Annotated in this window: 21 protein-coding genes; 2 read left to right on the top strand and 19 right to left on the bottom strand. The window is 66.1% G+C overall.

Annotated elements, in window-relative coordinates:
- Positions 1-5: 5 nt before the first annotated feature.
- Genes ACT2B0_RS03200 through ACT2B0_RS03170 form a run of 7 tightly spaced genes read right to left on the bottom strand, consistent with a single transcriptional unit; the run spans position 6 to position 7,232 of the window.
- On the bottom strand, positions 6-875 hold the full coding sequence (locus ACT2B0_RS03200; protein WP_473461391.1) for an SMP-30/gluconolactonase/LRE family protein: 870 nt from the start codon (positions 873-875) through the stop codon (positions 6-8).
- A 17-nt stretch (positions 876-892) separates the two neighbouring features.
- Entirely contained in the window at positions 893-1,708 is an 816-nt protein-coding gene (locus ACT2B0_RS03195; protein ID WP_127596212.1) for an ABC transporter permease, read from the bottom strand.
- On the bottom strand, positions 1,705-2,646 hold the full coding sequence (locus tag ACT2B0_RS03190) for an ABC transporter permease (RefSeq protein ID WP_473461389.1): 942 nt from the start codon (positions 2,644-2,646) through the stop codon (positions 1,705-1,707). The genes ACT2B0_RS03195 and ACT2B0_RS03190 overlap by 4 nt, the downstream gene beginning before the upstream one ends.
- A gap of 6 nt (positions 2,647-2,652) precedes the next feature.
- The gene (locus tag ACT2B0_RS03185) at positions 2,653-4,266 is read right to left on the bottom strand and encodes an ABC transporter substrate-binding protein (RefSeq protein ID WP_473461387.1); all 1,614 of its coding nucleotides are present in this window, start codon (positions 4,264-4,266) and stop codon (positions 2,653-2,655) included.
- A complete protein-coding gene (locus tag ACT2B0_RS03180; RefSeq protein ID WP_473461384.1) occupies positions 4,259-5,215 on the bottom strand; it encodes an NAD-dependent epimerase/dehydratase family protein in 957 nt (318 codons plus the stop codon). Before ACT2B0_RS03180 ends, ACT2B0_RS03185 begins: the two co-directional genes overlap by 8 nt.
- Positions 5,212-6,222, bottom strand: coding sequence for an ABC transporter ATP-binding protein (locus tag ACT2B0_RS03175; protein WP_473461381.1), 1,011 nt, complete (start codon positions 6,220-6,222; stop codon positions 5,212-5,214). The genes ACT2B0_RS03180 and ACT2B0_RS03175 overlap by 4 nt, the downstream gene beginning before the upstream one ends.
- Positions 6,219-7,232 carry an ABC transporter ATP-binding protein gene (locus ACT2B0_RS03170; protein WP_473461378.1) on the bottom strand — a complete coding sequence of 338 codons (1,014 nt, stop codon included), beginning with the start codon at positions 7,230-7,232 and terminating at the stop codon, positions 6,219-6,221. The genes ACT2B0_RS03175 and ACT2B0_RS03170 overlap by 4 nt, the downstream gene beginning before the upstream one ends.
- 287 nt (positions 7,233-7,519) lie before the next feature.
- On the opposite strand from ACT2B0_RS03170, the gene ACT2B0_RS03165 reads away from it, so the two are divergent.
- Complete coding sequence (locus ACT2B0_RS03165; RefSeq protein WP_473461375.1) at positions 7,520-8,641, top strand: mandelate racemase/muconate lactonizing enzyme family protein; 1,122 nt, start codon at positions 7,520-7,522, stop codon at positions 8,639-8,641.
- Here the strand turns inward: ACT2B0_RS03165 and ACT2B0_RS03160 are convergent.
- The 8 genes from ACT2B0_RS03160 to ACT2B0_RS03125 all read right to left on the bottom strand — a co-directional run bounded on the left by ACT2B0_RS03160 (position 8,638) and on the right by ACT2B0_RS03125 (position 19,590).
- Positions 8,638-10,140: an aldehyde dehydrogenase family protein gene (locus ACT2B0_RS03160; RefSeq protein WP_473461372.1), complete on the bottom strand. Its 1,503-nt coding sequence runs from the start codon at positions 10,138-10,140 to the stop codon at positions 8,638-8,640. The two genes, ACT2B0_RS03165 and ACT2B0_RS03160, sit on opposite strands and share 4 nt — an antisense overlap.
- A 139-nt stretch (positions 10,141-10,279) precedes the next feature.
- Positions 10,280-12,529 (bottom strand): N,N-dimethylformamidase beta subunit family domain-containing protein, encoded by a 2,250-nt coding sequence (locus tag ACT2B0_RS03155; protein WP_473461369.1) that lies wholly within the window; start codon positions 12,527-12,529, stop codon positions 10,280-10,282.
- Entirely contained in the window at positions 12,526-12,828 is a 303-nt protein-coding gene (locus ACT2B0_RS03150; RefSeq protein ID WP_473461367.1) for a N,N-dimethylformamidase alpha subunit family protein, read from the bottom strand. Before ACT2B0_RS03150 ends, ACT2B0_RS03155 begins: the two co-directional genes overlap by 4 nt.
- A 22-nt stretch (positions 12,829-12,850) precedes the next feature.
- Positions 12,851-14,536, bottom strand: coding sequence for a thiamine pyrophosphate-binding protein (locus ACT2B0_RS03145; RefSeq protein WP_473461364.1), 1,686 nt, complete (start codon positions 14,534-14,536; stop codon positions 12,851-12,853).
- A gap of 13 nt (positions 14,537-14,549) precedes the next feature.
- A complete protein-coding gene (locus tag ACT2B0_RS03140; RefSeq protein WP_473461362.1) occupies positions 14,550-16,196 on the bottom strand; it encodes an ABC transporter ATP-binding protein in 1,647 nt (548 codons plus the stop codon).
- Positions 16,193-17,035 (bottom strand): ABC transporter permease, encoded by an 843-nt coding sequence (locus ACT2B0_RS03135; RefSeq protein ID WP_473461359.1) that lies wholly within the window; start codon positions 17,033-17,035, stop codon positions 16,193-16,195. Before ACT2B0_RS03135 ends, ACT2B0_RS03140 begins: the two co-directional genes overlap by 4 nt.
- Positions 17,032-18,009, bottom strand: a complete 978-nt coding sequence (locus ACT2B0_RS03130) for an ABC transporter permease (protein ID WP_473461357.1) — start codon at positions 18,007-18,009, stop codon at positions 17,032-17,034. The genes ACT2B0_RS03135 and ACT2B0_RS03130 overlap by 4 nt, the downstream gene beginning before the upstream one ends.
- Positions 18,010-18,015: 6 nt before the next feature.
- Complete coding sequence (locus ACT2B0_RS03125) at positions 18,016-19,590, bottom strand: ABC transporter substrate-binding protein (RefSeq protein ID WP_473461355.1); 1,575 nt, start codon at positions 19,588-19,590, stop codon at positions 18,016-18,018.
- Between the two features lie 134 nt (positions 19,591-19,724).
- On the opposite strand from ACT2B0_RS03125, the gene pdxR reads away from it, so the two are divergent.
- The gene (pdxR, locus tag ACT2B0_RS03120; protein ID WP_473461352.1) at positions 19,725-21,239 is read left to right on the top strand and encodes a MocR-like pyridoxine biosynthesis transcription factor PdxR; all 1,515 of its coding nucleotides are present in this window, start codon (positions 19,725-19,727) and stop codon (positions 21,237-21,239) included.
- A gap of 26 nt (positions 21,240-21,265) precedes the next feature.
- Here the strand turns inward: pdxR and ACT2B0_RS03115 are convergent, their stop codons facing one another.
- From ACT2B0_RS03115 to ACT2B0_RS03100, 4 genes are all read right to left on the bottom strand, one after another.
- A complete protein-coding gene (locus tag ACT2B0_RS03115; RefSeq protein ID WP_473461350.1) occupies positions 21,266-22,303 on the bottom strand; it encodes a Gfo/Idh/MocA family protein in 1,038 nt (345 codons plus the stop codon).
- A gap of 90 nt (positions 22,304-22,393) precedes the next feature.
- The gene (locus ACT2B0_RS03110) at positions 22,394-23,599 is read right to left on the bottom strand and encodes an amidohydrolase/deacetylase family metallohydrolase (RefSeq protein WP_473461346.1); all 1,206 of its coding nucleotides are present in this window, start codon (positions 23,597-23,599) and stop codon (positions 22,394-22,396) included.
- Positions 23,593-24,264 carry an SDR family oxidoreductase gene (locus ACT2B0_RS03105; RefSeq protein ID WP_473461344.1) on the bottom strand — a complete coding sequence of 224 codons (672 nt, stop codon included), beginning with the start codon at positions 24,262-24,264 and terminating at the stop codon, positions 23,593-23,595. The genes ACT2B0_RS03110 and ACT2B0_RS03105 overlap by 7 nt, the downstream gene beginning before the upstream one ends.
- A gap of 55 nt (positions 24,265-24,319) precedes the next feature.
- Positions 24,320-25,198, bottom strand: a complete 879-nt coding sequence (locus ACT2B0_RS03100; RefSeq protein WP_473461341.1) for an aldose 1-epimerase family protein — start codon at positions 25,196-25,198, stop codon at positions 24,320-24,322.
- Between the last annotated feature and the right edge of the window lie 401 nt (positions 25,199-25,599).

Here is a 25,599-nt window from a genome sequence, read left to right as displayed (position 1 = left end):
GGCGCTCATCCCGCGAACGTCGGTTCGGCGATGCCTCTGGCATCCAGCCCGGTGATCGCGAACACATTGCCGGCCAACGGCTGCCCAGCCTCCTCGCCAGGCTTCAGGAAACGGCGGGCGGTGACAACGTAGAGCGTGTCGAGATCGGCGCCGCCGAAGGAACACATCGTGGGATGCTTGACCGGCAATTCGATGCGTCGGTCGAGCTTGCCGGCGGGCGAGTAACGGCACACCGAACCGTCATGGATCATGGCGCACCAGTAATAGCCTTCGGTGTCGACGGTCGCCCCGTCGACGCGCCCGACCATGTCGTCGGTGCGGAAGAAGTCCCGGCGGTTCTCGGCCGCGCCGGTCTCGATGTCGTAATCATAGGCATAAACGACCAGAGACCGTGTGTCGGCGAAATACATGGTCTTGTTGTCGGGCGACCAGGCAAGCCCGTTCGACACGCTGATGCCCGAATCGATGCGATGCACAGACCAGTCCGCATCCAGTCGCCACAGCACGCCGGCGCCTTCTCGGAATTCGCGATGCATGGTGCCGACGAAATACCGACCGCGGCGGTCGCATTTGCCGTCATTGAAGATGATGCCCGCCTCGGGTTGCGGATTGACCACCGGCTCGACCCGCAGCGGATCGAGAGAGACACGACAGAAGCCCGATTCCAGCCCGGCGACGATGCCGCCCTTGCTGTCGAACACCAGCGAGCCGATCACTTCGGGCATTTCCCAGGACTCGACTTTTCCCGTCCGCGGGTCGAGACAGCGAATATGCGGGCCGAACGCGTCGACCCAATAGAGCTTCTGCCGGGCAACGTTCCATATCACCCCTTCTCCCAGCGCATCGCCGGTCTGCGCGGCACATTCGATCTTCATCGCCTTCTCCGTAAGCTTCAAGTCCTGGACTGCAGTCCCCGGCCGATCAGGATCACCGCCAGAGACGAGACAACGAGCGCGAGGCCGGGGAAAATTGCCGTCCAGCTCGCGTAAAGCACATAGTCCTTGCTTTCCTGCAGGCTCGCGCCCCAATCGGGCGTGGGCGGCTGCACGCCGAGACCCAGAAAGCCGAGCGCCGCCTGGATCTGCAGGGCGAGCGGGAACAGGATGATATATTGCGTCAGCACCGCCGGCAGCACGTTAGGCAACAGATGCCGGAACAGGATCCGCCCCTCGCCGGCGCCCAGAACCTGCGCGGCCTCGACATAGGGCCTGGCGCTTTCCACCATCGCCGCCGAGCGGGCGGCACGGAAGAAAAGCGGCAGATAAACGATCGACAGCGCCAGCATGAGATTGGCGACGTTGGAGCCGATGATGCCGGTGATCATCACGCCCAGGAAGATCGGTGGAAAGCTCAGGATCACCTCCACGAGCTGCCCGGAAAAGAGATCGCTCCAGCCGCGCAGATAACCGGCGATCGTTCCCGCAACCCCACCGAACAGGGCCGAGAGCGCCAGCGAGCCGGCAACGATGCCGAGCGTGACACGTGCACCGTGGACGACGCGGGCGTAAACGTCCCGGCCGACATGGTCGGTGCCGAACCAATGCTCGGCAGAGGGCGGCAGCAGGGCGCGTCCGACATCGATGGCATTGGGGGGCTGCGGCGCGAACAGGCCAGGCAGCAGCGCGACGACCGCGATTGCCAGCGCGAGCGCCATTCCCATGGTCAAGGCCGGACGCCGGGCAATCATCGAGGCGAATTGAGCGGTCATGAGCGCAGCCTCGGATCGATGGCGCGGTAGAGGATGTCGACGAGCAGGTTGATCGCGATGGCCGAGATCAGCACCATCACAAGCGCCCCCTGCACCACCGGGAAGTCGCGCGCGTAAAGCGCGTTGACCAGCAACCGTCCGAGCCCCGGCAGCCCGAAGAGAGATTCGATCACCACGACGCCTCCCAGGATCTGAATGAAGATCAGCCCCATGAAGGTGATGAGCGGGACGAGAATATTACGCAGAACGTGCTTGCCCAGAATGGTGCGGGCCGGCACCCCACGCGCCTTGAGCGCGCGCACGTAATCCTGCTGCAGTGCCTGGACGACGTGCTGGCGCACGAATTGCGCGTAGGCGGCGATCTGCAGAAAGGCGAGGCTGGCCATCGGCATGGCCAGAATGACCAGATTGTCGCCAAGCGAGCGCAGCGGCGAGACATAGATGGTGGGCGGCGACCAGTAAAAGAAGGTGGACACGCCGAACAGAAGCATCAACGCCAGCCAGAAAACCGGCGTGGCCAGGAAAAGCACATTGAAGGCCTGGATGATGGTGTCGACCGCGCTGCCGGCCCGATAGCCGGCGAGCAGGCCCAGCGGAACGCCGATCAGCGACGAGACGATCAACACCAGCAGCGCCAGTTCGAACGACACGGTGAAGGCGTTGATCACCAACTCAAGGACGGGACTGCCCTGTCGCCAGGACGAGCCGAAATCGCCGGTGACGACCCGGCCGAGCCAGTCGAAATACTGGACATAGACGGGCTGGTCGAGGCCGAAGAAGCGCCGCAGCGCCGCCTCGCCCTCGCTGCTGCCCATCTGCCCCATCATCATTTCGATGATGTCGCCGGGCGCCGCCCTGACCATGGCGAACACGACCATACTGGCCAGCCATACGGTCAGGACTGCGGCCAGGCACCGAAAGACGATGAAACGCGTCATGCCCGCCTACTTGTCGACCCAGGTCTTGACCAGGCCGAAATGCCAGCCGATCGGATGCATGGCGTGGTTCTTGACCGTGTCCGACACGACCACGATGTGGTCGGCGCCGAACATCATCACCGTCGGCACGCTTTCGGCGAGCAGTTTCTGGAACCGGTCGTAGATCGCCTTGCGATCCTCGTAGGCCAGGGCCTGCCGGCCTTCGTCGAGCAGCGTGCTCGCCTCGTCATTGGCCCAGTTGCGGAAATCGGCGCCCTGCGGCTTCTTGTGGAAATGCCGGTAGTAGAGAATGTTGGGGTCGGGCGGCGTGCCCCAGTCGTTGAGCGTGAAGCCCATCTGGCGCGCACGGAAATTCTGCAGCCACGTGCCGAGATCGAGCCGCTGAATGGCCACGCGGACGCCGCCCTTGGCAAGCTGTTCGACCAGCGTGAGGGCAGCCGGCTCCATCCAGTCATAACCGATGATGGTGCGCAGCTCGATATCGATGCCGTCCGGATGTCCGGCCTCGGCCAGCAAGGCCTTGGCGCGGTCCACGTCGACCGTTTGGTTGGGCAATTCACCAAGCGGCACGCCCCAGCGTTCCTGCAGACCCGGAACGGTGGTTCCCAGAACCTGACCGTAGCCCGAGATCGCAGCCTGCATGACCGCTTGCTTGTCAATCAGAAGCGCGATCGCCTGGCGGACGCGCTCGTCCTTAAGCGGCCCATATTCGCTGTCGAGATCAAGGCTCTTCTGGTTGAGAGAGCGCGACCGCTGCACGGTGAGGCCGCCAACGCCTTCGAGCTGTTCGGCGTCCTGCGGCCGCACGAGCACCGCCATGTCGACGCGCCCGTTGCGCACCGCGACCAGCATGCCGGCGCTGTTGGGGATGAAGTTGACGACGATCTCGTCGAGATAGGGCAGGCCGGGCTGCCAGTAGTTCTGATTGCGCTCGAGCCGCATATAGCTGTTTTGGACGAATTCGACGAGGCGGAACGGGCCGGTGCCGACGCTGGTGCTGTTGAGCCTGGCGCGCGCGTTCTCGCCGGCATACCAGTCGCGCGGAATGATCGAGCCGTTGCGGTGCGTGAGCGTGATCAGAAAGGCCGAGTTCGGCTGTTTGAGGGTCACTCTCACCGTCAGCGGATCGATCGCCTCGACCGTGTCGATATCGGCGAAATCGAGCGCGCCAATGGTGCCGTTTTCAGCATTGCGCATATAGTCGAGGCTATACTTGACGTCCGCCGCCTCGAATGGCTGGCCGGTGTGAAACGTCACGCCCGAACGCAGCTTGAACGTGTAGACGCTGGCGTCCTCATTGATCTCCCAGCTTTCGGCCAGGAGCGGATGCGGATTGCCGTCGTGATCGGCATAGACCAGCGTCTGATACATCAGCGGCGCGACGAAATTCACCGCCTCGCCGGCCTGATGGTAGATGTCGAAGGATGGCGGCTCGATCAGCGAGCCCACGGTCAGCGAGCCGCCCTGCTTGGCTGCGGGGTCGGATGCCCCATAGACAAGATCGTCGGCGGCGGCCCGAGCCGAAACGCCTGTCAGCGACATCCCCAACAGCGACAGGAGCGGGATTGCGGCCACCGACTTCAGCAGCCTGCGGCGGTTGGTATCGAAGGTCTCAGGCATAATATTCCTCCCTATTTCTGGCATGTTCGATGCAGCGGCGAATTGTTTCGTCCGCCCCGTATCGGGGCCGGAAGCCGATATCGGCGGCGATGCGGTCGGCCGCTACGCGTGGAAAGACGACCGATGGCGTTTCGTCGCGCACCGCCAGGTCCAGTTCGGGACGGGCCGCCCGGGCAAGGGCGGCGATGGCGTCGATGTCGGTCGTTCCGCCGTTGACGTGGTAGAGCGGCCGCAGCCCGGGTGGCGCGGCGGCGAGCGCCACGAATGCCGCCGCGACGTCGTCGACATGGACGATGTCGAACAGGTGGCGCCCCCAGCCGATCTCAAGCGTCGGCGGCGCGACCGGATGGCAGGCCTCGAACAAGGCCTTCAGCGGATCGAGGAGGCCGCCATACGGGTGGCCGGGGCCAAGCACGAGGGTCGGCCGGACGGCCACGACCTCCAGCCCCCAATGGCGGTGCGCGAAAGTGCCGATCTCCTCGGCGAGGCACTTGGTCAGCCCGTAGATCCCTGCCGGAAAGCGTGACGCTGTCTCGTCGACGAGGCCCGTGGCGTGGTCCGCCTGCTGGCCAAGCACGGTTGTCGAGCTCGCCCAGACCAGCCGGGAGACGCCCCGCGCCCGGCATGTCGCGACAAGGCTGCGAAACCCTTCGACGTTGACGGCGAAGGCGGCGTCGATATCGCGCTCGGCCGACAGGCCGGGGCCGCTGCCCGCGCCGGCATGGGCGGCAAGCGAGATCACCCGATCAGGGCGAACCGCGGCGAAGACACGTTCAAGGCACACCGGGTCGGCCAGCGATCCGGCATGGAAACCGGCGAGCGGGCTTTGACGCGACGGGGCCGCGCGGTCGAAACCGTGGACTTCCATACCGCTGCGCTCCGCGGCGATCACCACATGACGGCCAATGAAACCGTTGCAACCGATGACAAGCAGGCGCCGGGCGCTCATGTCCGGTCGTCCCTTCGTGCGTTAAAAGCCGGCAGATCGTCGCGGATACAGGCCGTCACCTGTCCGGGCGCGACCTCACGGTGGCCCATATCGGCGCTGCGGCAGGCTTCGACCGCGAATGGGCAGCGCGGATGAAACACGCAGCCCGGAGGCGGCGAAACCGGGTTCGGCAACTCGCCCTTGAGCAATTGCCGCTGCCCATGTGCAGCGCCGACATGTTTGGGCACGGCCTGCAGCAACGCCCGCGTATAGGGATGCGCGGGATTGCGAAATACCTGCAGCGTCGGGCCGGCTTCCACGATGCGGCCCAGATAGAGCACCATCACCCGGTCCGAAATATCGCCGACAACACGCAGGTCGTGGCTGATGAACAGCATCGACAGCGCCTGCCGGGCCTGCAGCGCCTTCAGCAGGTCGATGATCTCGGCCTGAACCGAAACGTCGAGGGCGGAGGTTGGCTCGTCGGCGACGATCACCGTCGGCTCGACCGCCAGGGCCCGGGCGATCGCCACGCGCTGGCGCTGACCGCCGGAGAGCGCGGCGGGCAAACGGTCGGCGATCTCCGGACGCAGGCCGACCTGCTCGAGCGCCTGTGCGACGCGCTCGCGCAGCGTGTTCCCCGAAGCGAGCCCATGCAGACGCATGCCCTCGGCGACGGCCGCGCCGATCCGGATGCGGGGATTGAGGCTGCTATAGGGATCCTGGAAGACCATCTGCATCTTGCGCCTGAGCGGCCGCAACTGCCGGCGGTCGAGGTCGGTGATGCGCTCGCCTTCGAGCCAGATGTCACCAGCGGTCGGCTCCACGACCCTGATGGCGGTGCGGCCGAGGGTAGACTTGCCTGAACCCGATTCCCCCACCAGGGCCAGAACCTCGCCGCCGGCAAGCGTGAAGCTGGCATCGGTGACGGCCCGCAAGCCGGCCGAGCGGCTGAACCCGCGGCGCTGCGCAAACACCTTGCTGACGCCGTCCAGGCGCAAGAGCTCCCGTCCGTTTGCGCCGCTCATGACGCCTCCTCCCAGAAGAAGCAGCGCGACTGCCAGCCGGGCGCGGTTTCAACCAGCGGCACGTCGCGCTCACACTCCGCTCGTGCGAGCGGGCAGCGGCTGCGGAAGCGGCAGCCGACAAACCCTTCCCCGATCCGGGGCACGACGCCAGGCTTGGCGCGTCTGAACGGGCTTTCGGCTTCCCCGTCTCCGGCGATCTGCGGCAGGCAGGCCAAAAGCGCGGCCGTGTAGGGGTGGCGCGGCGTCCCCAGCACATCGCGCGCCGCGCCGCTCTCCACGATCTGGCCCGCATACATGACTACCACCCGGTCGGCGATTTCGCCAACCACGCCGAGATCGTGCGTAACAATGACGATCGAGAGACCCTGCTGGCGCTGGATATCCTCCAGAAGCTGCAGGATCTGCGCCTCGATGGTAACGTCCAGTGCCGTCGTCGGCTCGTCGGCGATGAGCAGGCGGGGGCGCCCCGCCAGGGCAAGTGCGATCATCACCCGCTGGCGCATGCCGCCCGAAAGCTGGTGCGGATAGCTGTGGGCGCGGCTTTCCGGCGCGGCAATGCCGACCTGGGTCAGAAGCTCGACCGCGCGCGCCCAAGCCTGCGCCCGGCTCGCATCCTCGTGCAACCGCACCGTTTCGGCGATCTGGTCTCCGACTGTCAGCAAGGGATTGAGGCTGGCGCTGGCATCCTGGAAGATCATCGCGATTTCGCTGCCGCGCAACGCGTTCAAACCGCGCTCGTCCATGCCGCGCAGATCGCGGCTGGCACCATCGGCGCCCGCCCACAGCACCGCGCCCGAGGTTTTGATGTCGCGCCCGTCGAGCAGGCGCATCACAGACAACATGGTGACGGATTTGCCCGACCCGGATTCGCCGACGACAGCAAGCGTCTCGCCCTGGGCGACCTGGAAGGACACGCCGTCGACAGCCCGCGTCACCCCGCCGGCCTGACCGAAATCGACCCGCAGATCGACCACATCAAGCATGGTGGCCGGCGCGCCGCCGTTCGTCACATCTTCATCCATCCGCCGAATGGCTGGCAAAATGAGAGCCCCATACGAGATGCCGCGTTGATCGAACGCCTCCGGCGCGTCATTGTCGCGCGAAGGGCCGGTTTTGCTCCAAAGCCCGGCGCCACGGCAGCGCCGACTTCTTGACCGACCCTACAACAGCCGCCCGGCGACCTCAAGTATATTTTCAACATACGACATCTTGTTCCACATCTTGAAAACTTGTGATTAGTCTGATTGTTTTCACGACGCGCGCCGACCTGCGCCGCACCGGCCATCACGGAGGAACCATGGACGCTTCCATTCCCGACTTTCGGATCGCATCCGTTGAGGCCGTGGTCCTGCGCGCGCCGATCCCCGTTCCGGTCAGGACCTCGTTTGGAACGATGCGCGACCGGCCAGCCGTCTTCCTGCGCGTGCGCGATGATCACGGGCGCTACGGCTATGGCGAGGTCTGGTGCAACTTTCCCACGGTCGCGGCCGAACACCGCAAACGGCTTGTCGACGAGGTTGTCGGGCCGGCTCTCGTCGAGATGGAGCCGGACGGGAAGACCGCACCGTTCGCCCGACTGATGGACAGGCTGCACGTGCTTGCCCTGCAAAGCGGCGAATGGGGACCGCTGCGCCAGGTCGCGGCCGGTCTCGACACCGCCATTTTCGATCTGGCGGCGCGTCGCGCCGACCTGCCGCTGTTCCGCTATCTCAATCCCGCCGCGTCCGGCGATATCGCGGTCTATGCCAGCGGCATCGGACCCGAGACGCCGGGCGCCACTGCCGAACGCGCCCGCAAGGGCGGACACGCGGCCTTCAAGGTCAAGGTCGGCTTCGGCCGCGACACCGATTTGGCATCGCTCACCGCGATCCGCGAGGCGATCGGCCCGCAGGCGAGGCTGATGGCCGACGCCAACCAGGGATGGACGCTCGAAGAGGCCGCCGCCAGGCTCGGGGACTATGCCAGCTTCGACTTGACATGGATCGAGGAGCCTCTGCGCGCCGACCGACCGCTTCGGGAATGGTCCGACCTAGCCACGCGCTCGCCGATTCCGATCGCGGGCGGGGAGAATCTCAACGCCCGCGCCGAATTCGACGCTATGATGCAAAGCGGCACGCTTGCATTCGTGCAGCCCGACGTCGCCAAATGGGGCGGGGTGTCGGGGTGTTATGAGGTCGCGGCGGCGGCGACCGGCTCTGGGACGGTCTATTGTCCGCATTTTCTGGGCGGCGGTATCGGCCTGGCCGCCTCAGCCCACCTGCTCGCGGCCCAGGGCGGCGACGGCATGCTGGAGATCGACGTGAACCCCAATCCCCTGCGCGACGAGGTGGCCGGCGCCATGTTGCGCCCGCGTGACGGGCGCCTGCGGCTGTCCGATCTGCCGGGGATCGGGATTGCGCCCGACGTACTGTTTTCCTAACCCTCCGGGCCGCCGATCCAAATCGTCTTGGTCTGCTGATATTGCGCGATCGCCTCGGTACCGTTGTCGCGCGCCAGCGAGCCGGACCGCTTGTAGCCACCGAAAGGCGTCTTGATGTCGCCTTCCGAAAACCGGTTGATCGACACGGTTCCGCACGGCAGCCGCCGGGCGAAATGCAGGGCGCGGTCGATGTCGCGCGTGAACACGGTGGCGTGCAGACCGTAGACGGAATCGGAAGCCATGCGCAGCGCCTCCTCCGGCTCCGAAAACGCGATCACGCCCAGCACCGGGCCAAAAATCTCCTCGGTGGCTATCGTCATGCCGTGGACGACGTCGTCGAACACGGTCGGCGTGACGAAATAACCGTCATGGCCCTCGAGCGCGCCGCCACCGGCAACGACACGCGCGCCCTCGCCGATGCCCGCGTCGATGAAACCCAGGACCCGGCGCTGATGCTCCGCGCTCACCATCGCGCCCATCTCGGTCGCGGGATCGAGCGGATCGCCGACCTTGAGGGTTGCGACCCTGGCCAGCACCTTGTCGAGGAACTCGTCCTTGCGCGACCGCGGCACGAACTGGCGCATATTGGCGGAGCAGTTCTGGCCGCCGTTCCACAGCGCCGCCGATACCGCGTTGGACACCAGTACGTCGTCGATCGGGGCGTCGTCGAGGACAATGAACGGGCTCTTGCCGCCCATTTCCAGACCGACCGGCTTGAGATTGCTCTCGCTGGCATAATTCAGGAACAGCGCGCCGACCTCGGTCGAGCCGGTAAACGACACCACGTCGATATCCCGGTGCCGGCCGATCGCCTGGCCTGCGGTCTCGCCGAAACCCGGCACAACGTTGAGCACGCCGTCCGGTAGGCCGGCTTGCGCGGCAAGCTCGGCCAGGCGCAACACGGTCAGCGGCGTCTGCTCGGCCGGCTTGACGACGACGCTGCAGCCGGCAGCGAGCGCCGGCGCCAGTTTCCAGGCCGCCATCAGAAGCGGGAAATTCCATGGCAGGACCAGACCGGCGACGCCGACCGGTTCGTGCACGATCAGCGCCAGCGCGCTCTCGTCGGTGGGCGCAACCTTGCCGAAACTCTTGTCGATCAATTCGCCGTACCATTGAAAGAAATTCGGCACTTCGTGCCCGACCTCGTTGAGGCAGTCGGTGATTGTCTTGCCCGAATCGAGGCTTTCCATCACCGCGAGTTCCACGGCGTGTTCGCGCAGAAGCGCGGCCAGCCGCAGCAGCACGTCCTTGCGCGCCTCGGGCGCGGCGCGAGACCAGGCACCGGCGTCAAAGGCGCGGCGTGCCGCGGCAACGGCGGCATCGACATCGTCTGCGTCGCAGGCCGCGACCTCGCCCAGGATGGCGGCCGTCGCCGGATTGAGATTGGTAAACCGCGCGCCCGAGCGGGCCGCGACGAAACGGCCGTTGATGAAGGCTTCGGACGGGAAGGTGAGACCCGCGGCGATGGCGCCATAGTCGGTAGGCGTGGCGATATCCATTACAGGATGCTCCGTTGCTGCGCAGGGCCACGGCAGCGCCTTTTCAAGAAGCACTGTTGCGACCCAGCCATGGTCGAGCACGACCCTTGCCGGAAACCGATCCGTTCCGGGATCATGCTCACAGGGAGGACGACCGGAATCAGCCGCCCGGTTCCGCCCCCGGCAAGGCGAAGGGGGCGGGGGCGAGAAAACGCGTCAGGGCGTTTCGGGTGATCTGGGCGATCTCGTTGTCGGATCGGGTTTCGGCAAGCGCCCCCGCCCAGGCGACGGAGCCCGTCGACCAGACCGCGCCGCCAGCCTGAGTCTCGAAGAACACCATGTCGGCGCGCAGGATCGGGCTCATATCGCCGGTGACCGTCGGCCGGTTGACCAGCACTTCCTCGTTGGCGAGCACATAGCTGTCGTCGAGCCGCTCCGAGGTGGCGACCACGAGCGCGTGCGCCGGCGTGCCCAAGGCGGTGTCTGCGCGGTCGATCTCGATGCCGGCCGCGCCGCCGCCGCTGAGCCCGAAATCGCCGATCAGCCCGTCCGCGACCGCCACCCCGTCGAACAGGAAGGCAAGGCGCGGGTCGTCCGCGCCGGCCGAAAGCCGGTAGGGATGGGAACGGTAGAACCCCTGCCCCGTATAGCCGGTGCCGGCGAGCTTCTGCGGCGGGCGGCCGTTGCGTCGCCACAGCCCGCCATAGGCGCCGTCGAAAGCGTGGTAGTATTCGCCGGGCTCGGAGGCCCAGCTGCGGTTGCCGTCTTCCGCGCGCCGCAATTCGATCGTCTCGGGATGATCGGGATGGGTGGAGACACGCCAGTAAAACCCGTTGCCGCCCAGATAGATCAGCCGGCCGCCACCATCGAGAAATCCGCCCAGCGCGTCGTGGCTGGCAGTGGTGTGATATTCGGGATGCGACCCGGTGATCACGCAGCGGTAAGGCCGCAGCGCCGCCGCCCCCTCGCGGTCGAGATCGTCGTCGGTGACGATGTCGAAGGCAAACCCTTCCCGGTCGAGCCAGGACAGGATCAAAAGGTCGGCGCTGAAGTTCCACAGGCCGCTGCCGAGCCCGCCCTGCCAGGCGCGCTGGGTGTGGCGCAGGGTCAGGCAGGGACGCCGGCGCGAGGCGTAAGACACGCCGCTGCCGTCGGCATGGGTGTCGTACAGCGACAGGCCGTATTCGGGATGCGCGGCCAGCGCGCAATCGCCGGCGGTCAACACCAGCAGGCGACTGGCGAACATTTCCGGATTGGCGCCATGCAGCAGGCAGCGGTCATTGGCATAGGCAAGCCATGTGAAGGTGGAGGCGAGGAAGGCGAGATCGGCCCCGGGCGCGTGCGGACGCACGAGGATCGGCAGCGTGTCGCGCCCGGCCTGGCCGCTGATCTCGATCAGGTAAACCCCGCTCGCCAAATTCTCCGGCAGCGCGAGTTCGGCCGTAACCGGCCAGCCGGCATCGGCGAGGTCGTCGCTGTGGAAGTGGATGGCGGCATAGTCGCGCGGGGCGTGACGGAAGCTTTGCTCGCCGCCCGACCAGCGCGTGCCCTTGACCGCCCGCGTCGGCAGATTGACGAGGCGGCCGTGCTGCGCGCGCGGGCCGACATCCCCGGCGACCGCGCTGTCGATGCCGCGGCTGAAATCCCAGGCCGCGACAAGGCCTGGACCGCGCGCTTCCCCGCCGTCGGCAAACGCATCAAGGCGTCGCAGCGCCGCTTGCGTGTCCACCGCTCCAGCCCACAATATCGGCGCCTCGAGCCGACCATCGAAGCGGACCGCCGACAGAGCAGACGCCGCGGCGCCGGAGGCGAGCCGCAGCGCCGCCTCGCCCGACCCGACCGCGTCGGGGATCGAAAGGCGGATATGTCTGTCCCTGCCATCGTCGCGGACCGTGAGCACGAGATCGCCGTCAGGACCGTTCCGGCCCAAAACCATTGCAACCCATGCGCCGGCACGCAGCCGGAACGGCGCCTCGACACGACGCGGTTCTGTCGCCGGCGCCTCGGCCATCAATATGGGCCGGCCCTCAGCGTCGATCAGCGCCGTCACCACAAACCCGCCCAACGCCAGCGACGCCAGGCAGGAACCGTCCGGCGAAAGGACCGTCGGCATGACCAAAAGAGCGAGCGTGAACCCGTCGGCGAGCAGACCGGCGTCGAGCCGGGCCTCGAACCACGAGCCGATCAAGGTGCGTTGCGGTGCGACCGTGCATCTCAGAGCCGGATGATCGACCGGGTCGGCGTCGAGTTCGAGCTCCTCGCCATGTGCGCGCAGCGCGCGAAACCGGTGCAGTCGTATATCGGCCTTCCCGGTCTCACCGCTTGACAGGTGCAGCGCTACCGTCTCGCCGGGACGATACTGCCAGCGCGGCGTGTAACCGACGATGCCGAAATCAGGTGCCAGCCTCATGACGCGGCACCGCTTTCCAACATCGCGCAGCGCAGGCGGAAGACATGGCGCTCGGCATCTTCGAGCGTATCGAACACCTCGTCGAGCAGTTCGACCAGCTGGCCGCGGCCGCGCAGTCGCGCCAGCCGCCATTGCCGGAACGGAACCACCTCGACCAGAACGTGCTTGCCCTCCGCCGGCAGGCTGCGCAGCCTGAGCAAGAGCCGCCGCAGCGCCGGACCGTGATCGCCGTACGGCGCGGCCAAAAACTCGTCCAAGAGGTCCCGTGACACGACCTGCCCGCCATCGAACGTCGTCAAGCGCTTGTCCTTTCGTGCCGGATCAGTGATCGAAGCGGGCGCGGTGCACCCGCTCGAAATGCTCGTGATAATGATGCGGTTCGATCGCCACGTCGATCAACGCGGGCACGCCTTCTGCGTTCGCCTTCAGCGCTTCGGCCACCGCGGCGTCGATCTGGTCGGCGCGCTCGACCTTGATGCCGAGGCAGGACTGCGCCCTGGCGATCTGCGCGAAGTCGCTGTTGACCTCGAAACCGGTGGCCACGAAGGGCTTTTTTCCGAGAAGCTGGTTGTACTGGACCCAGCCGAAGGCGTGATTGTTGAGCACCACCCAGGTGATGCCGCATTTGAGCTCGGCCGCCGTCGCCAGTTCGGCCAGCGACATCTGCATGGCGCCGTCGCCGGCGAAGCAGACGATCTTCTTGTCCGGCTTGGCGAGCTTGGCGCCGATCGCACCGATGATGCCCATGCTCATCGCCGTCTGCTCGCCCATCGGTACGCAGTCGTCGACGTCGAGGACGCGATAATGCGGCCAGTAATAACACCACAGATCCGCGCCGCCGTTCTCCTTCATCAGGATCGTGTCGCGGCCGAAAATGCGGTTGACCGCGTCGAGCACGCGCGGCACGCGGATCGGCGTGGAATTGTCGCTGTTGGCGGCCTCCAGCTTGGGCCGATAATCCTCGCGCAGCGCCTCGACGGCCTCGCAGCGTGCGGTGCGCTGGTCGGCTTCGATCTTCGGCAGTGCGGTCAGTATCTCACGTAGGGACAGCCGGGCATCACCGACCAGCGCGATGTCGGGACGCATGTTCATGCCGATCGTCTCGGGATCGATGTCGATCTGAACAAAGCGGGCATCGGACGGCCAGAACTGCCAGCTGTTTGTGGAAAACGCTTCCAGGCGCGAGCCGACCGACACGATCAGATCGGCTTCGTCCCACCAGCGCTTGCCGGCTTCGGTGAAGTAGAGGCCCGTCTGGCCAAGCGCATAAGGGCCGTCTTCGGGATAGATGCCGCGCCCGCCTGGTGTGGTCAGGACAGGCATGCCGACTCGGTCGGCCAGTTCCGCGACCGCGTCGGCGGCACCGGAAAATACCGCGCCCGACCCGCAGACCAGAAGCGGACGCTCGGCCTTAGCGATGGCGGCGGCGGCGGCCGAAACGGCGTCGGCGGCGGGCCTGGACAAATGCCGGCGCATGCCGGGCCGGTAGGCGGCCATCTCGGCGGCGACGTCGGCCAGATCCGAGGGCACCTCGATGAAGACCGCGCCCGGGCGGCCATTCATGGCGACGGCGAAGGCGCGCTCCATGATCCACGGGATCTTGCTTACATCGGTCACCCTGACGGCCCATTTCGTTACCGGACGCATCAGCGACACCGCGTCCAGTTCCTGGAAAGCGCCCATGCCGTCATGGTTTTCGACCACGCCGTTGACGATGGCGATCACCGGCAGCGATCCGGAGGTCGCCTCAAGCATGCCGGTCACCAGGGTGGTGATGCCGGGTCCGGGATTGGAAAAGACAATGCCCGGCCGCCTTTTCAGCCGCGCATAGGCATAAGCGCACGATACCGCCGATTTTTCGTCGCGCACCAGCACGAATTTGATCGGGGTGCGCTCGGTCAGGTCGTAAACGAGGTGCTTGGGATTGCCGGGCAGCCCGAACACATAGTCGGTGCCCTCGGCATCGAGCGCTTCGGCAACCGCCTGCCAGACAGTCTTCTTTTCCATGTCTTATCCTCGTTCAGGTTGCGGTCGGACCCGCTTCCGGTGCGGCGAAAGCCCCGCGCCCGGGAATGGAGTCGATCAGGAGCTTGGTATAATCTTGGGTGGGCCTGAACAGCACGTCGGCCGACGGGCCCATTTCCACGATCCGGCCGCGCTGCATGACGGCGACGTGGTCGCAGACCTGGGCGGCGACCCGCAGATCGTGGGTGATGAACAGCATGCCCAGGCTGAGCCGGCGCTGCAGGTCGGCGAGAAGGTCGAGCACCCGCGCCTGAATTGATACGTCGAGCGCGGAAACGGGTTCGTCGGCGACGATCACGTCGGGCTCCAGCGCGAGCGCCCGGGCAATGCCGATGCGCTGCCGCTGCCCGCCGGAAAAGGCGTTCGGATAGCGCAGGGCCGAAGCCGGATCGAGCGCGACCAGTTCAAGCAACTCGGCGACACGCCGCCGCGCATCGGCGCGCGACATGCCGTGGGCAAGCAATCCCTGGGCAACGATCTCGAAGACGGTGCGGCGCGGATTGAGCGAGGCGAACGGGTCCTGGAAGACCATCTGCACGCGGCGGCGCAGCGGCGCCAGGTCGCGGCTGCCGAGATCGAGCAGATTGCGCTCCACACCGGCGAGGCGCACATCGCCGGCATCGGCGGTCAGAAGCCGCACGATGATGCGGGCCAGGGTCGATTTGCCGGAACCCGATTCCCCCACGATGCCGAGCGTTTGACCGCGCGCCAGACTGAAGCCTGCGTCGCGCACCGCCTCCACCGTGCGGCGCGGACCGAACAGGCCGGTGCGGCCGGAATAGGTCTTGGTCACGCCTTTGGCCGACAGGAGCGGCTCGTCGCCGGTCTTGTCGACGGCCGGGCGCTTTGCCAGCTTGGGAACCGCCGCAAGCAGGGTGCGGGTATAGTCGTGGCTGGGATTGCCCAACACCTCGGCCACCGTCCCGCGTTCCACGATCCTGCCGTGCTGCATGACGGCGACCTCGTCGCCGATCTCGGCCACGACGCCGAAATCATGGGTGATCAGCACGATGCCCATGCCGCGCTCGGCCTGGGCGCGCTTGAGCAGGGCCAGTATCTGTTTCTGCGTGGTGACGTCGAGCGCCGTGGTCGGTTCGTCGGCGATCAGCAGTTCCGGATCGAGGGCGAGCGCCATGGCGATCATGACGCGCTGGCGCTGGCCGCCCGAAAGGCTGAACGGGAAGGCCTGGCGCAGCAATTCGGGCTCCGGAAGCCCCATGGCGTCCAGCAGTTTGACGACACGCCGGTCGTAGGGACCCGGCACGCCGTGGAAGCGAAACACCTCCTCGATCTGGCGGCCGACCCGCATCACCGGATTGAGCGCGGCCATCGGCTCCTGGAAGATCATGCCGATGCGGCGACCGCGGATGGCGCGGTGTTTTTCGGCGGCAAGGCCGATCAAGTTTTCCCCGTCGAAGCGGATCGTTCCGGTGGAGACCAGCGGCTTGGGCACCAGTCCCATGATGGCATGCGCCGTCATCGACTTACCGGAGCCGGATTCGCCGACAACGCACAGGATGCGGCCGGGCGCGATGTCGAGGTCGATGCCGTCCACGGCCTTGAGCCGGTCGCCGCCCTCGGGCAGGCGTACGGTCAGCTTCTCGATCGCAACGAGCGGTTCGGCGACAACACGGGCATTCATGTCTGGATCCTGACCCGACCCTTGAGATGCGGATTGAGCGCGTCGTTGAGCCCCTCGCCGACGAGGTTGATGGCAAGCACGGTGATGGCAATGGCCAGTCCGGGAAATACCGACAGCCACCAGGCCTGGCGGAACACGGTCCGCGCGGCGCCGATCATGTAGCCCCACGAGATACGGTTAGGATCGCCCAGTCCAAGGAAGCTCAAGGCGGATTCGGTGAGGATGGCGGTGGCGATCATCAAGGACCCCATGACGATCAACGGCGAGACCGCGTTGGGCAGCACCTCGGACACGATGATGCGGAAGCGCGACACGCCCGACAGAACGGCCGCCTCGACGAATTCGCGCCGCCGCAGGCCCAGGAATTCCGAACGCGCCAGGCGGGCGATCGGCGGCCAGGTGACGACCGCGATCGCGGTGACGATCGAGGTCAGCCCCGGCGTCATGATGGCGACCAGCAGGATCGCGAAGATGAAACTCGGTATGGTCTGGAAGAATTCGGTGATGCGTACCAGAAGATCGTCGATCCAGCCGCCGAAGAAGCCGGCGACCGCGCCGACCGAAACCCCGATCGCCGCCGCGATGACGGTCGAGATCAGCCCGATCATCAAGGAGATGCGCGCGCCGTGCACGATGCCGGCCAGCACGTCGCGGCCGAGCATGTCGGTACCGAAGGCGAACTCGCCGCCAGGCGGCAGCAGCGGACGGCCGCGGGTCGACATCGGGTCTATGGGAACGATCAGCGGCGCGGTGATGGCCATGACGACGATCAGCGCCAGTGCGATCGCGCCGGCGACCGCGCCGCGGTTTTCGGCGAAACGCTTCAGGAACTCCATCACGCCCGCCCCGCTATGCGCGGATCGGCGATCCGCAGAACGATATCCGTCACCATGTTGAAGAACACCACCATCAGCGCAGAGATCAGAAAGACGCCCAGCAGCAGGTTGTAGTCGCGCTGGAACAACGCATCGAAGGCGAGCCGGCCGATGCCCGGCCAGGCGAACACGGTCTCCACCACGATCGCGCCGCCGACGAGATGGCCCGCCTGCAGGCCGGCGAAGGTGATGATGGGAATGAGCGCGGTGCGCAGGATATGGGCTGTGGCGACGCGCCATTCCGGCAGGCCCTTGGCCCGCGCGGTCTTGACGTAGTCGAGGGTGGCGGTTTCCAGCATCGAGGCCCTGGTAAGCCGGACATAGACGGCGATGTAGAACAGGCCGAGCGTGACAGCCGGCAGGATCAGATGCCGGATGACGTCGAGCGTGCTGGCTAGCGCGCCCTTGACCGGGATCATGCTTTGCATGCCGAAGGGAGGCAGCCAGCCGAGCTGGACCGAAAACACCAGGATCAACAGCAGGCCGACCCAGAAGATCGGGGTGGCATAGAAGACCAGCGCCACCACCATCAAAAGACTGTCGAACACCGAACGCGGCCGCATCGCCGCGATCGCGCCGAGCAGCGGACCGACGATCAGCGCGAAGACATAGGCCGTGCCGGTGAGAAGCAGCGTGGCGGGAAGACGTTCGAAAATCATGTCGGCGACCGGTCGTCCGGTACGGAAGCTCTGGCCGAGATCGAGCGTCAACACGTTCTTGACATAGGTTGCGAGCTGCACGGCCAGCGGCTGGTCGAGTCCGAAATCGCGACGGACCTGATCGAGAAACTGCTGATCTGCGGCTCCCGCCTCACCCGCCATGACCACGGCGGGATCGCCGGGGGCAAGACGGATGAGGAAGAAGTTGAGAATGGTGATGGCGAGCACCACGGCGAGCGCCTTCACCACCCATTGCAGGACGAAGCCAAGTTGCGGCATCTCTGCCTATTCCTCGAAATAGGCTTCGGCGAAATTGTCGTTCGGACCGAGCCCGTTGCGCACCACATTCTTCAGCTTGGCGCTGTGAATGGTCGGCCATTGCAACTCCACCAGCCAGGCCAGCGCGACTTCGTCGGCCACGATCTTCTGGACCTGGTGATAGAGTTCGCGCCGCTTTTCTTCGTTGGGCTCGCTGGCCGCCTCGGCGAACAGGCGGTCCACCTCGGGGTTGGAGTAGCCGGACGTGTTGGTGAACAGGACACCCTTGCGCTGGTTTTCAGTGATATAGCTTCGCGCCACGCCCAGGGCAGGGTCCGACAGGGTCGTGAGATAGGTGGTCGACATGTCCACGTCCCAATTGGAGATACGGCTGCCCCAGCCGGCCACGTCGGACGTCTCGATCGTCACCTCGACGCCGACCTCGCCGAGCGCCTGGCGAATATATTGCGACAGCCGGTCCCACAGCTCGCCATAAGGCAGGCCGAGCAGGCCGATCTTGGCGCGTACGCCGTCGGCGCCGGCTTCCAGTCCCATCTCGTCGAGAAGCGCCTTGGACTTTTCCGGATCGTATTCATAGGTGGGTACATCGTCCGTGTAGAACGGCGAGGAGGAGTGGATCGGCCCCGTGGGAATGGCGGCCAGACCGAAGAAGATGCTGTCGCGGATAAATTCGCGGTTGAGCGCGTGCATGACCGCCTTGCGGAACCGCACGTCGTTGAACGGCTCGCGCCGCAGGTTCATTTCCAGCCAGGAGATCGGCGCGCCCCATTCCCAGCCCTTCGTGGTCATCTCCAGATGGGGCATGGCGGCAAGCCGCGCGACATCGACGAGTTCGATGTCGTTCTGGGTCGCGAGATGGACCTGGTCCGTTTCCAGCGCCAGGGCGCGCGAGGCGCTGTCGGGGATGAAGCGGTAATAGATCTCGTCGAGATAGGGACGGCCGTCTAGCCAGTAGGCGTCGTTGCGCACCAGATGGATATACTCGCCGCTCGCCCATTCCGAGAACTTGAACGGCCCGGTGCCGATCGGCGCCCGGTTGGCCGGATTCTCACGAATATCGGAGCCGTTATAGACATGCTCGGGAACGATCGGCGCGCCGATCACGTCGAAGCTGCGGATCAGCGGGCCGTAGGGCTCTTCAAGCGTCAGCACCACGGTGTAGTCGTCCGGCGCGGTCACTTTCGTGCGCGCGAAGGTCGGGCGCGAGCGCGGATGGACTTCGGGAATGAACTTGGTCAGCGAATAGACCACGTCCTCAGCGTTGAAATCCTCGCCGTCGTGCCATTTCACGCCCTGGCGCAGCTTGAACGTATAGGTCAGTCCGTCTTCGCTAACCTCCCAGCTTTCGGCCAGCATGGGCTGCGGCGACAGCGCGAAATCGTAGGTGAGCAGACCTTCGAAAATCTTGCTCGAGGGCAGCAGCGTCGGCGCGTTGAGATGGATGCCGATGACGATGCCCGGCGGTTCCGGCCAGAGCGTCGAGTTCAGCGTTCCTCCCTGTTGCGGCTCGGCGCGCGCAGCACCTGCCCCGGCAAGGGCCAGCGCAAACACCACCGCCATCAGGCGGCCTATCAATCCCATTGTCGTTCTTCCTTGCATGACGTTCTCCCTCACTCACGCATTGCCGCGACTATCAATCAACAAGTGTCCTTGAGAAAGAGCCATTGCCGGCTATTGTCATGGGGCCACTCCGAAATCATGAAAGGGAACGGCCCGTGGGAGCTGACGACGAGAAATCTGGAGGCATTTTCCGGGCGATCGAAAGCGACCCGTCCATTCCCCTGCAGCGCCGGGTCTATGAGCGTTTCGCCACGGCGATCCTCGACGGCCAGTTGCGTCCGGGCGACAGGCTGCCCTCGACGCGCGAACTGGCAAAGACGCTTGGCGTTGCCCGCAACACCGCGACCTGGGCATTCGAACAACTCGCGGTCGAGGGGTTCATCGAGACGCGTCACGGATCGGGCACGTTCGTTTCCTCGCAACTGCCCGACGCCGGAAGCGGCGGCCGGCTGCGCGTGCCGCAGGACGAAGAGACCGCCGCCGCTCGGCTGGCGCGGCGTTCGGAACGCTTTGCCGTCGTCGCGCGGTCGCTGCGTATTCCGCAGAAGCCGGTTCCCTTCAGGATCAACATGCCGGCCGTCGACGCCTTTCCGGTGGCGTTGTGGCGCCGGCTCATGAAGTCGCTCCTGTCGGAAAGCGGCGTTGGCGCCGGCTATCTTCTCGGCGAAACCGAGCCGGCCGGGTACGGACCGCTGCGCGAGGCGATCGCCCGCTACCTGATGATCAGCCGCGGCGTGACCTGCACGCCCGAGCAGGTGGTGATCGTGGCCGGCGCGCAACAGGGGCTCGACCTCGCCGCGCGCCTGCTGCTCGATCCCGGCGACAAGGTCTGGTGCGAGGATCCCGGTTTTCCCGGTTCCGTTGCCGCGCTGCTGGCCGCCGGCGCCACGATCGGCGCAGTGCCGGTCGACGCCGACGGCATCGACGTGGAGACCGGCATGCGGCTTCATCCCGACGCCCGTCTCGCGGTCGTGTGCCCGTCCTCGCAATTCCCGCTCGGCAGCACCTTGTCTCTGGCGCGCCGGCTGGCGCTGATCGAATGGGCCCGTCGCCACGACGGCTGGATCATCGAGGACGACTATGACAGCGAATTCCGCTATCGTGGTCGCCCGGTGCGGTCGCTCCAGGGGCTCGATGGCGGCGTGCGGGTCGTCTATATCGGCACGTTTTCCAAGGTGCTGTTTCCAGGATTGCGGCTCGCCTATCTCGTCGTGCCGAAACCCTATGTCGACCTGTTCGTCAACGCCCGGATCGTGGCCGGCAGGCAATCGCCGACCTTCGAACAGGTGCTGGTCGAGAAATTCATGACCGAAGGCCATCTCGCGCGCCATATCGCGCGCATGCGCCGGCTCTACGCCGAGCGACGGACGGTGCTGATGGAGACCTTCCGCCAGGCCATTCCCGATCATCTGCGGTTACGACCATCGGACACGGGGCTGCAAATGCTCGGTTGGCTGCCGGACGGCTGGGACGATGCCGAAATCGCAAGACGTTCGGCGGCAGCCGGCCTTGAAATGACGCCTCTGTCGCGACTGACCGTGGACCGCACGCTGCCGCCGGCGCTGCTTCTCGGCTTCGGCAATTTCACCGCCGTGGAGATGAAAAACGCGGCGGCGCGGCTAGCCGCGATCATGGAGGACTACCGCAACGAACGGCCGGCCGCCGGCTGAAGCGCCCAAACGGCCCTGTCGATCCGCTACCGCGCGGATGATGCGGGGATCTCGACCGTCTCGCCGCTGCGAAAGGCGGCCTCGGCGGCCAGACAGATCTCGACAGCGAGCCTGGCCTCGACGGGCGAAAAGACCGATCGGCCCTCGCGAAAGCCGGCAAAGGCGCGGCGCAGGTTTTCCTCCAGTTCGAAGACCTCGCCCGACTGCGGGATCGCCACCTCTTCCGGCTCGCCGTCCCGCCGCTGCACCTTCAAAAGGAAATCGGGATGTTCGGTGCGGTCCATCGCGCCCGACCACCAGGTGCGCGCCGCGCCCGCCTCGCCGGCGACCTCCAGCAGCGTGTGATGCTCGAAGCCGGACAGGCACTGGCTGAGCAGGGCCATCGACCCGTCCTCCCATTCCAGCGTGGTGACGAAATTGCGCACCAACCCGCTTTCGCCGCCATTGCCGATCGCCCGCACCCGGGCCGGCTTGCCGTTTTCGGCCGCGTACCACATCACCAGATCGAAGAAATGAACCAACTCCTCCAATATCCAGGAGCCGACCTTCTCGGGATCGTAGCGCCAGCCGCCGGAACCCTGGCGGAATTTGTGCCTGAACAGCGACAAATGCTGATAGCGCACCTTGCCGATATCCCCCGAGGCGACGATGTCACGCATGGCGCCCCATTGGCGCGACACCCGCAATTCGTGATTGACGGCCACCAGGCCGCCGCTGCGCGCGCTGGCGGCGATGATTTCGTCGCACTGGTCGAGCGTCAGGCCGAGCGGCTTTTCCAGGAACACGTTGGCGCCGGCGTCGAGCGCGGCGGTGGCGAAACGGCTGTGAACATGGTTGGGCACGGTGATGTCGACAACGTCGAACCCGCCGGCCGCCAGCATGGCGTCGTAGTCGGTGTAGCGTGGCACGTCAGGCAGCTTGTCGGCCGCAGCCCTGGCCGAATTCTCGCCGTGGCAATAAAGGGCGACGATCTCGGCATCGGCGATTGCCGACAGCGCCTTGGCATGCATCTGCCCCCATGCTCCGAAACCGGCAAGGGCGACGCGCGTGACATCTGTGGTCATGGATTGGCCTTTCGTTTTTGCGTTTTTGGCGAGGCTTTGCGGGTAAGCCGACAGCGACAAAGGCGACCGCCACGCCGCCGCGCGACCGTGTCAGTGATCGTGCAACACTCCCTCTCGATAATACGGCGTCTCCCACGAGCGCAGGACGGGCTCGCAGAATTGGCCGGCGCGCAGCAGGCCGCGCGGGCGAAAGAGCATCGCCCCCTCGCGCTCGACGCCGGCCACGTCGACGAAGGGATAGCGCGCCTCCACCGTCTCGAGCAGGCTGATGTCGGCCGGCGCGCCGACTGATAGATGACCGAGGTCAGAGCGCCGCATGGCTTTCGCCGGCGCGTCGGTCGCCATGGCGATCACATCCGACAGGCCGACGCCGCAGGTCACCAGCTTGCTCATCGTGTGCAGGAGATCGAAGGCCGGGCCGTCCACGCACAACATATGGATGTCGCTGGAGACGATATCGGGCGCAAAACCGCGCGCGATCGCCGCCTCGGCGCTGGAAAAACCGAAGGCGCCCATGCCGTGGCCGATATCGAACAGCACACCGCGCCGCCGGGCCTCCATCAGCGCCGGCAAGAGACGGCCGGCATCGTCGATCGGCGCGTTGGGCGCCGGCCGGAAACAATGGGTGAGGATGTCGCCCGGCCTCAGCCTGGCCAGGATCTCGTCATAGCCGGGCGGCGGCTTGCCGATATGGGTCATCACCGGCAGGCCGGTCTGCCGCGCCGCCTCGAGAGCCCGCTCCAGCGCCTCAAGGCCGATCCGGCCCGACGTGCCGGCGCCGAGACGCACCTTGATGCCGACGACGACGTCGCGATTTTCGCGAACAACCGCCACGCAGCGCTCGACTGAAAGAAGTTCGGAGAGGCTCGCCTCGCCGAACATCAAGCCGCTGTCGAAAGCGAAGATGCCGGGAAAGGAAATGTTGAGGAAAGCCAGGATGCGCGAGCGCGAAGGCGCGATGACAAAATCCCTGAGCCCGGCGAAATTGCCGGCGCCGGCGCTGCCGGCATCGACCATGCAGGTCACGGCGGACCGTTCGGCGACCGGATCGGGCGCGACCCCGTAGGAGGTGGCCCGGTGGTAGATATGAGTGTGCAGGTCGATCAGTCCCGGCGTCACGAGGAGGCCGCGCAGATCGCGTGCCGCGCGCGCGGACCCCGGATCGAGGCTGGCTGCGATCGCCGCGACCCTGCCATCGGAGATCGCGATGTCGCGTACGCCGTCGATGCCGTTGCGCGGATCGACCAGCCTTCCGCCAGTCAGAACCAGGTCGTGCGGCGGTGCCTCGCTCACCATTGCAGCGGCGTCCCGTCATAGGACAGGAACTGGCCGGTTTCGTGATTGCCAAGCCGACCGATCACGCCGCGCATGGAGGTCACACTGTCATCGACCGACAACGCGCCGCCGCCACCGCCGCCGGCGGTGTCGACCCATCCCGGATGAATGAGCAGCATGGTGATGCCGCGGGCGAACAGGTCGATCGCCAGACTGCGGGTCAGGGCGTTGAGGCCAGCCTTGCTGGCCCGGTAGCCGTAATGCCCGCCCGACAGGTTGAGGCCGATCGACCCCATCCGGCTGGTGACGACGGCCACGCGGCGCTGCGTGCTGGCCGCGACATTATCGACAAAGGCTTCGACAAGCCGCAACGGCCCGATCGTGTTGACTTCGTACATCCGGCGCACATAGTCGAAATCGAGGCTGCCGAGACGGCCCGTGTCCAACCCCACGCCGGCGTTGGAGATCAAAAGATCGACCGGCTCGTCGCCCAGTTCGCGCTTCAGAGCGGCGAACTGGGCCGGATCGGTGACGTCGAGCGCGTGGTTGCGGATCGACGGCTCAGCACCAATGGCGTTGGCCGGATCGCGATGGGTGGCGATCACCGCCCAGCCGTCGCGCGCATATTGGCGGGCAAACTCGCGCCCGAGCCCGGTGTCGCAGCCGGTAATCAAGACCGTCGGCATGTCCGTCCTCCCGTCGGGCCGCTTCGGCCCGCTTGCCTCTTGTTTCGCCTCGCAATCATCGGGGCCGCCCCTCGAAAAGCCAGCGCATGGCATGGCGCGCGCTTGCGCCCGGCGCGAGGAAAACCATCGAGGGTTTTTCCACCAGTTCGCCGGCAAAACCGCTCGGATCGCCGTGACCGGTCCAGGCCTCGATGCACAGGAACCGGGCGGGCGGGCGGGCCCACAGCGCAAAATGCGCAAAACCCTCCGTCTCGACCGCGATCGCCGCATCGCAAGGCGAGACAAAACGCAGTCTCCGGCTGCGGGCGTTGAGAAAACACAGCGCCTCGCGCGCCATCAGGTCGCCGGCCAGCGGCAGGTCGCGCCCCTCGATCGGGATCGCGCGGCGCGCCTCGGTGAACAGCCCGTCCGGGTCGATCACCGGCACGGTCGGCGCCTCGTCGCGATCGAAGATGATGCGGTAGTCTTCGGCCTCGCCGTCGGCGAACGGCCAGCGAAAGCCGGGATGCAGGCCGAGCGCATAGGGCAGAGGCCGGGTGTCGGGATTGCGCAGCGTAAAGACGGCCTCGACCGCCCGTTCGCCGAGGCGATAAAGCGCCTCCAGGCAGAACGCGAACGGATAGGCGGCACGGGTCTCTTCATTGTCGCGCAATCTCAGCCGCAGCGTCGTTTCGGTGCGCTCGATCGGTACGAAATCCTGGCCGGCCGCAAAACCGTGTGTGGGCATGGGATAGCGGCGGCCATCGACCCTGATCATACCGTCCTTGACTCTGCCGACGACCGGAAACAGCAGCGGGCTCGACCGCGGCCATTGCGGCCCTGCGGACCACACGAGCTCATCCGGGCCGACACGCCAGGCGACGACCTCCGCGCCACGACGGCGTATGCGCAGGCGGCTCTTCCCGGTCCGCAGAACCGCCTCTTCGCTCACCATCTCACCCGGATAGTCAGGCCGCCAACCGCAGCCAGCAGGACGCGACGCGGCAGTTCAAGCCCCGGCGCGCGCATTCTTTGCTGTGCGGACATGCCACCTTCCTGCTGTCTCGACTGAAACCCGCCTGACCCCTGATAAGGTCGCGGACCGGACAGTCCAGCAGATACCCGATGATGCGGCCTGCGGACAGAGCCGGTTTCAAGCGAAACGACAGGTCCAATCATCAACACGCTCGCCACCGGACACGTGCCTCGACGACACGCCGCCGGGCAAACGCCGGGACCGCCACGGACCCGGATTTGCGCGCCACCAGCAAACGGACCACAATAAGACAAGGCTTGCGCCGGTGGCCTAAGACGGCTCCGTTCAACAGGGAGCGACTGCGAATGAGCAACGGCTTG

Source organism: Nitratireductor sp. J20-h4, assembly GCF_056780505.1.
This window is presented reverse-complemented; position numbering and strand designations above follow the sequence as displayed.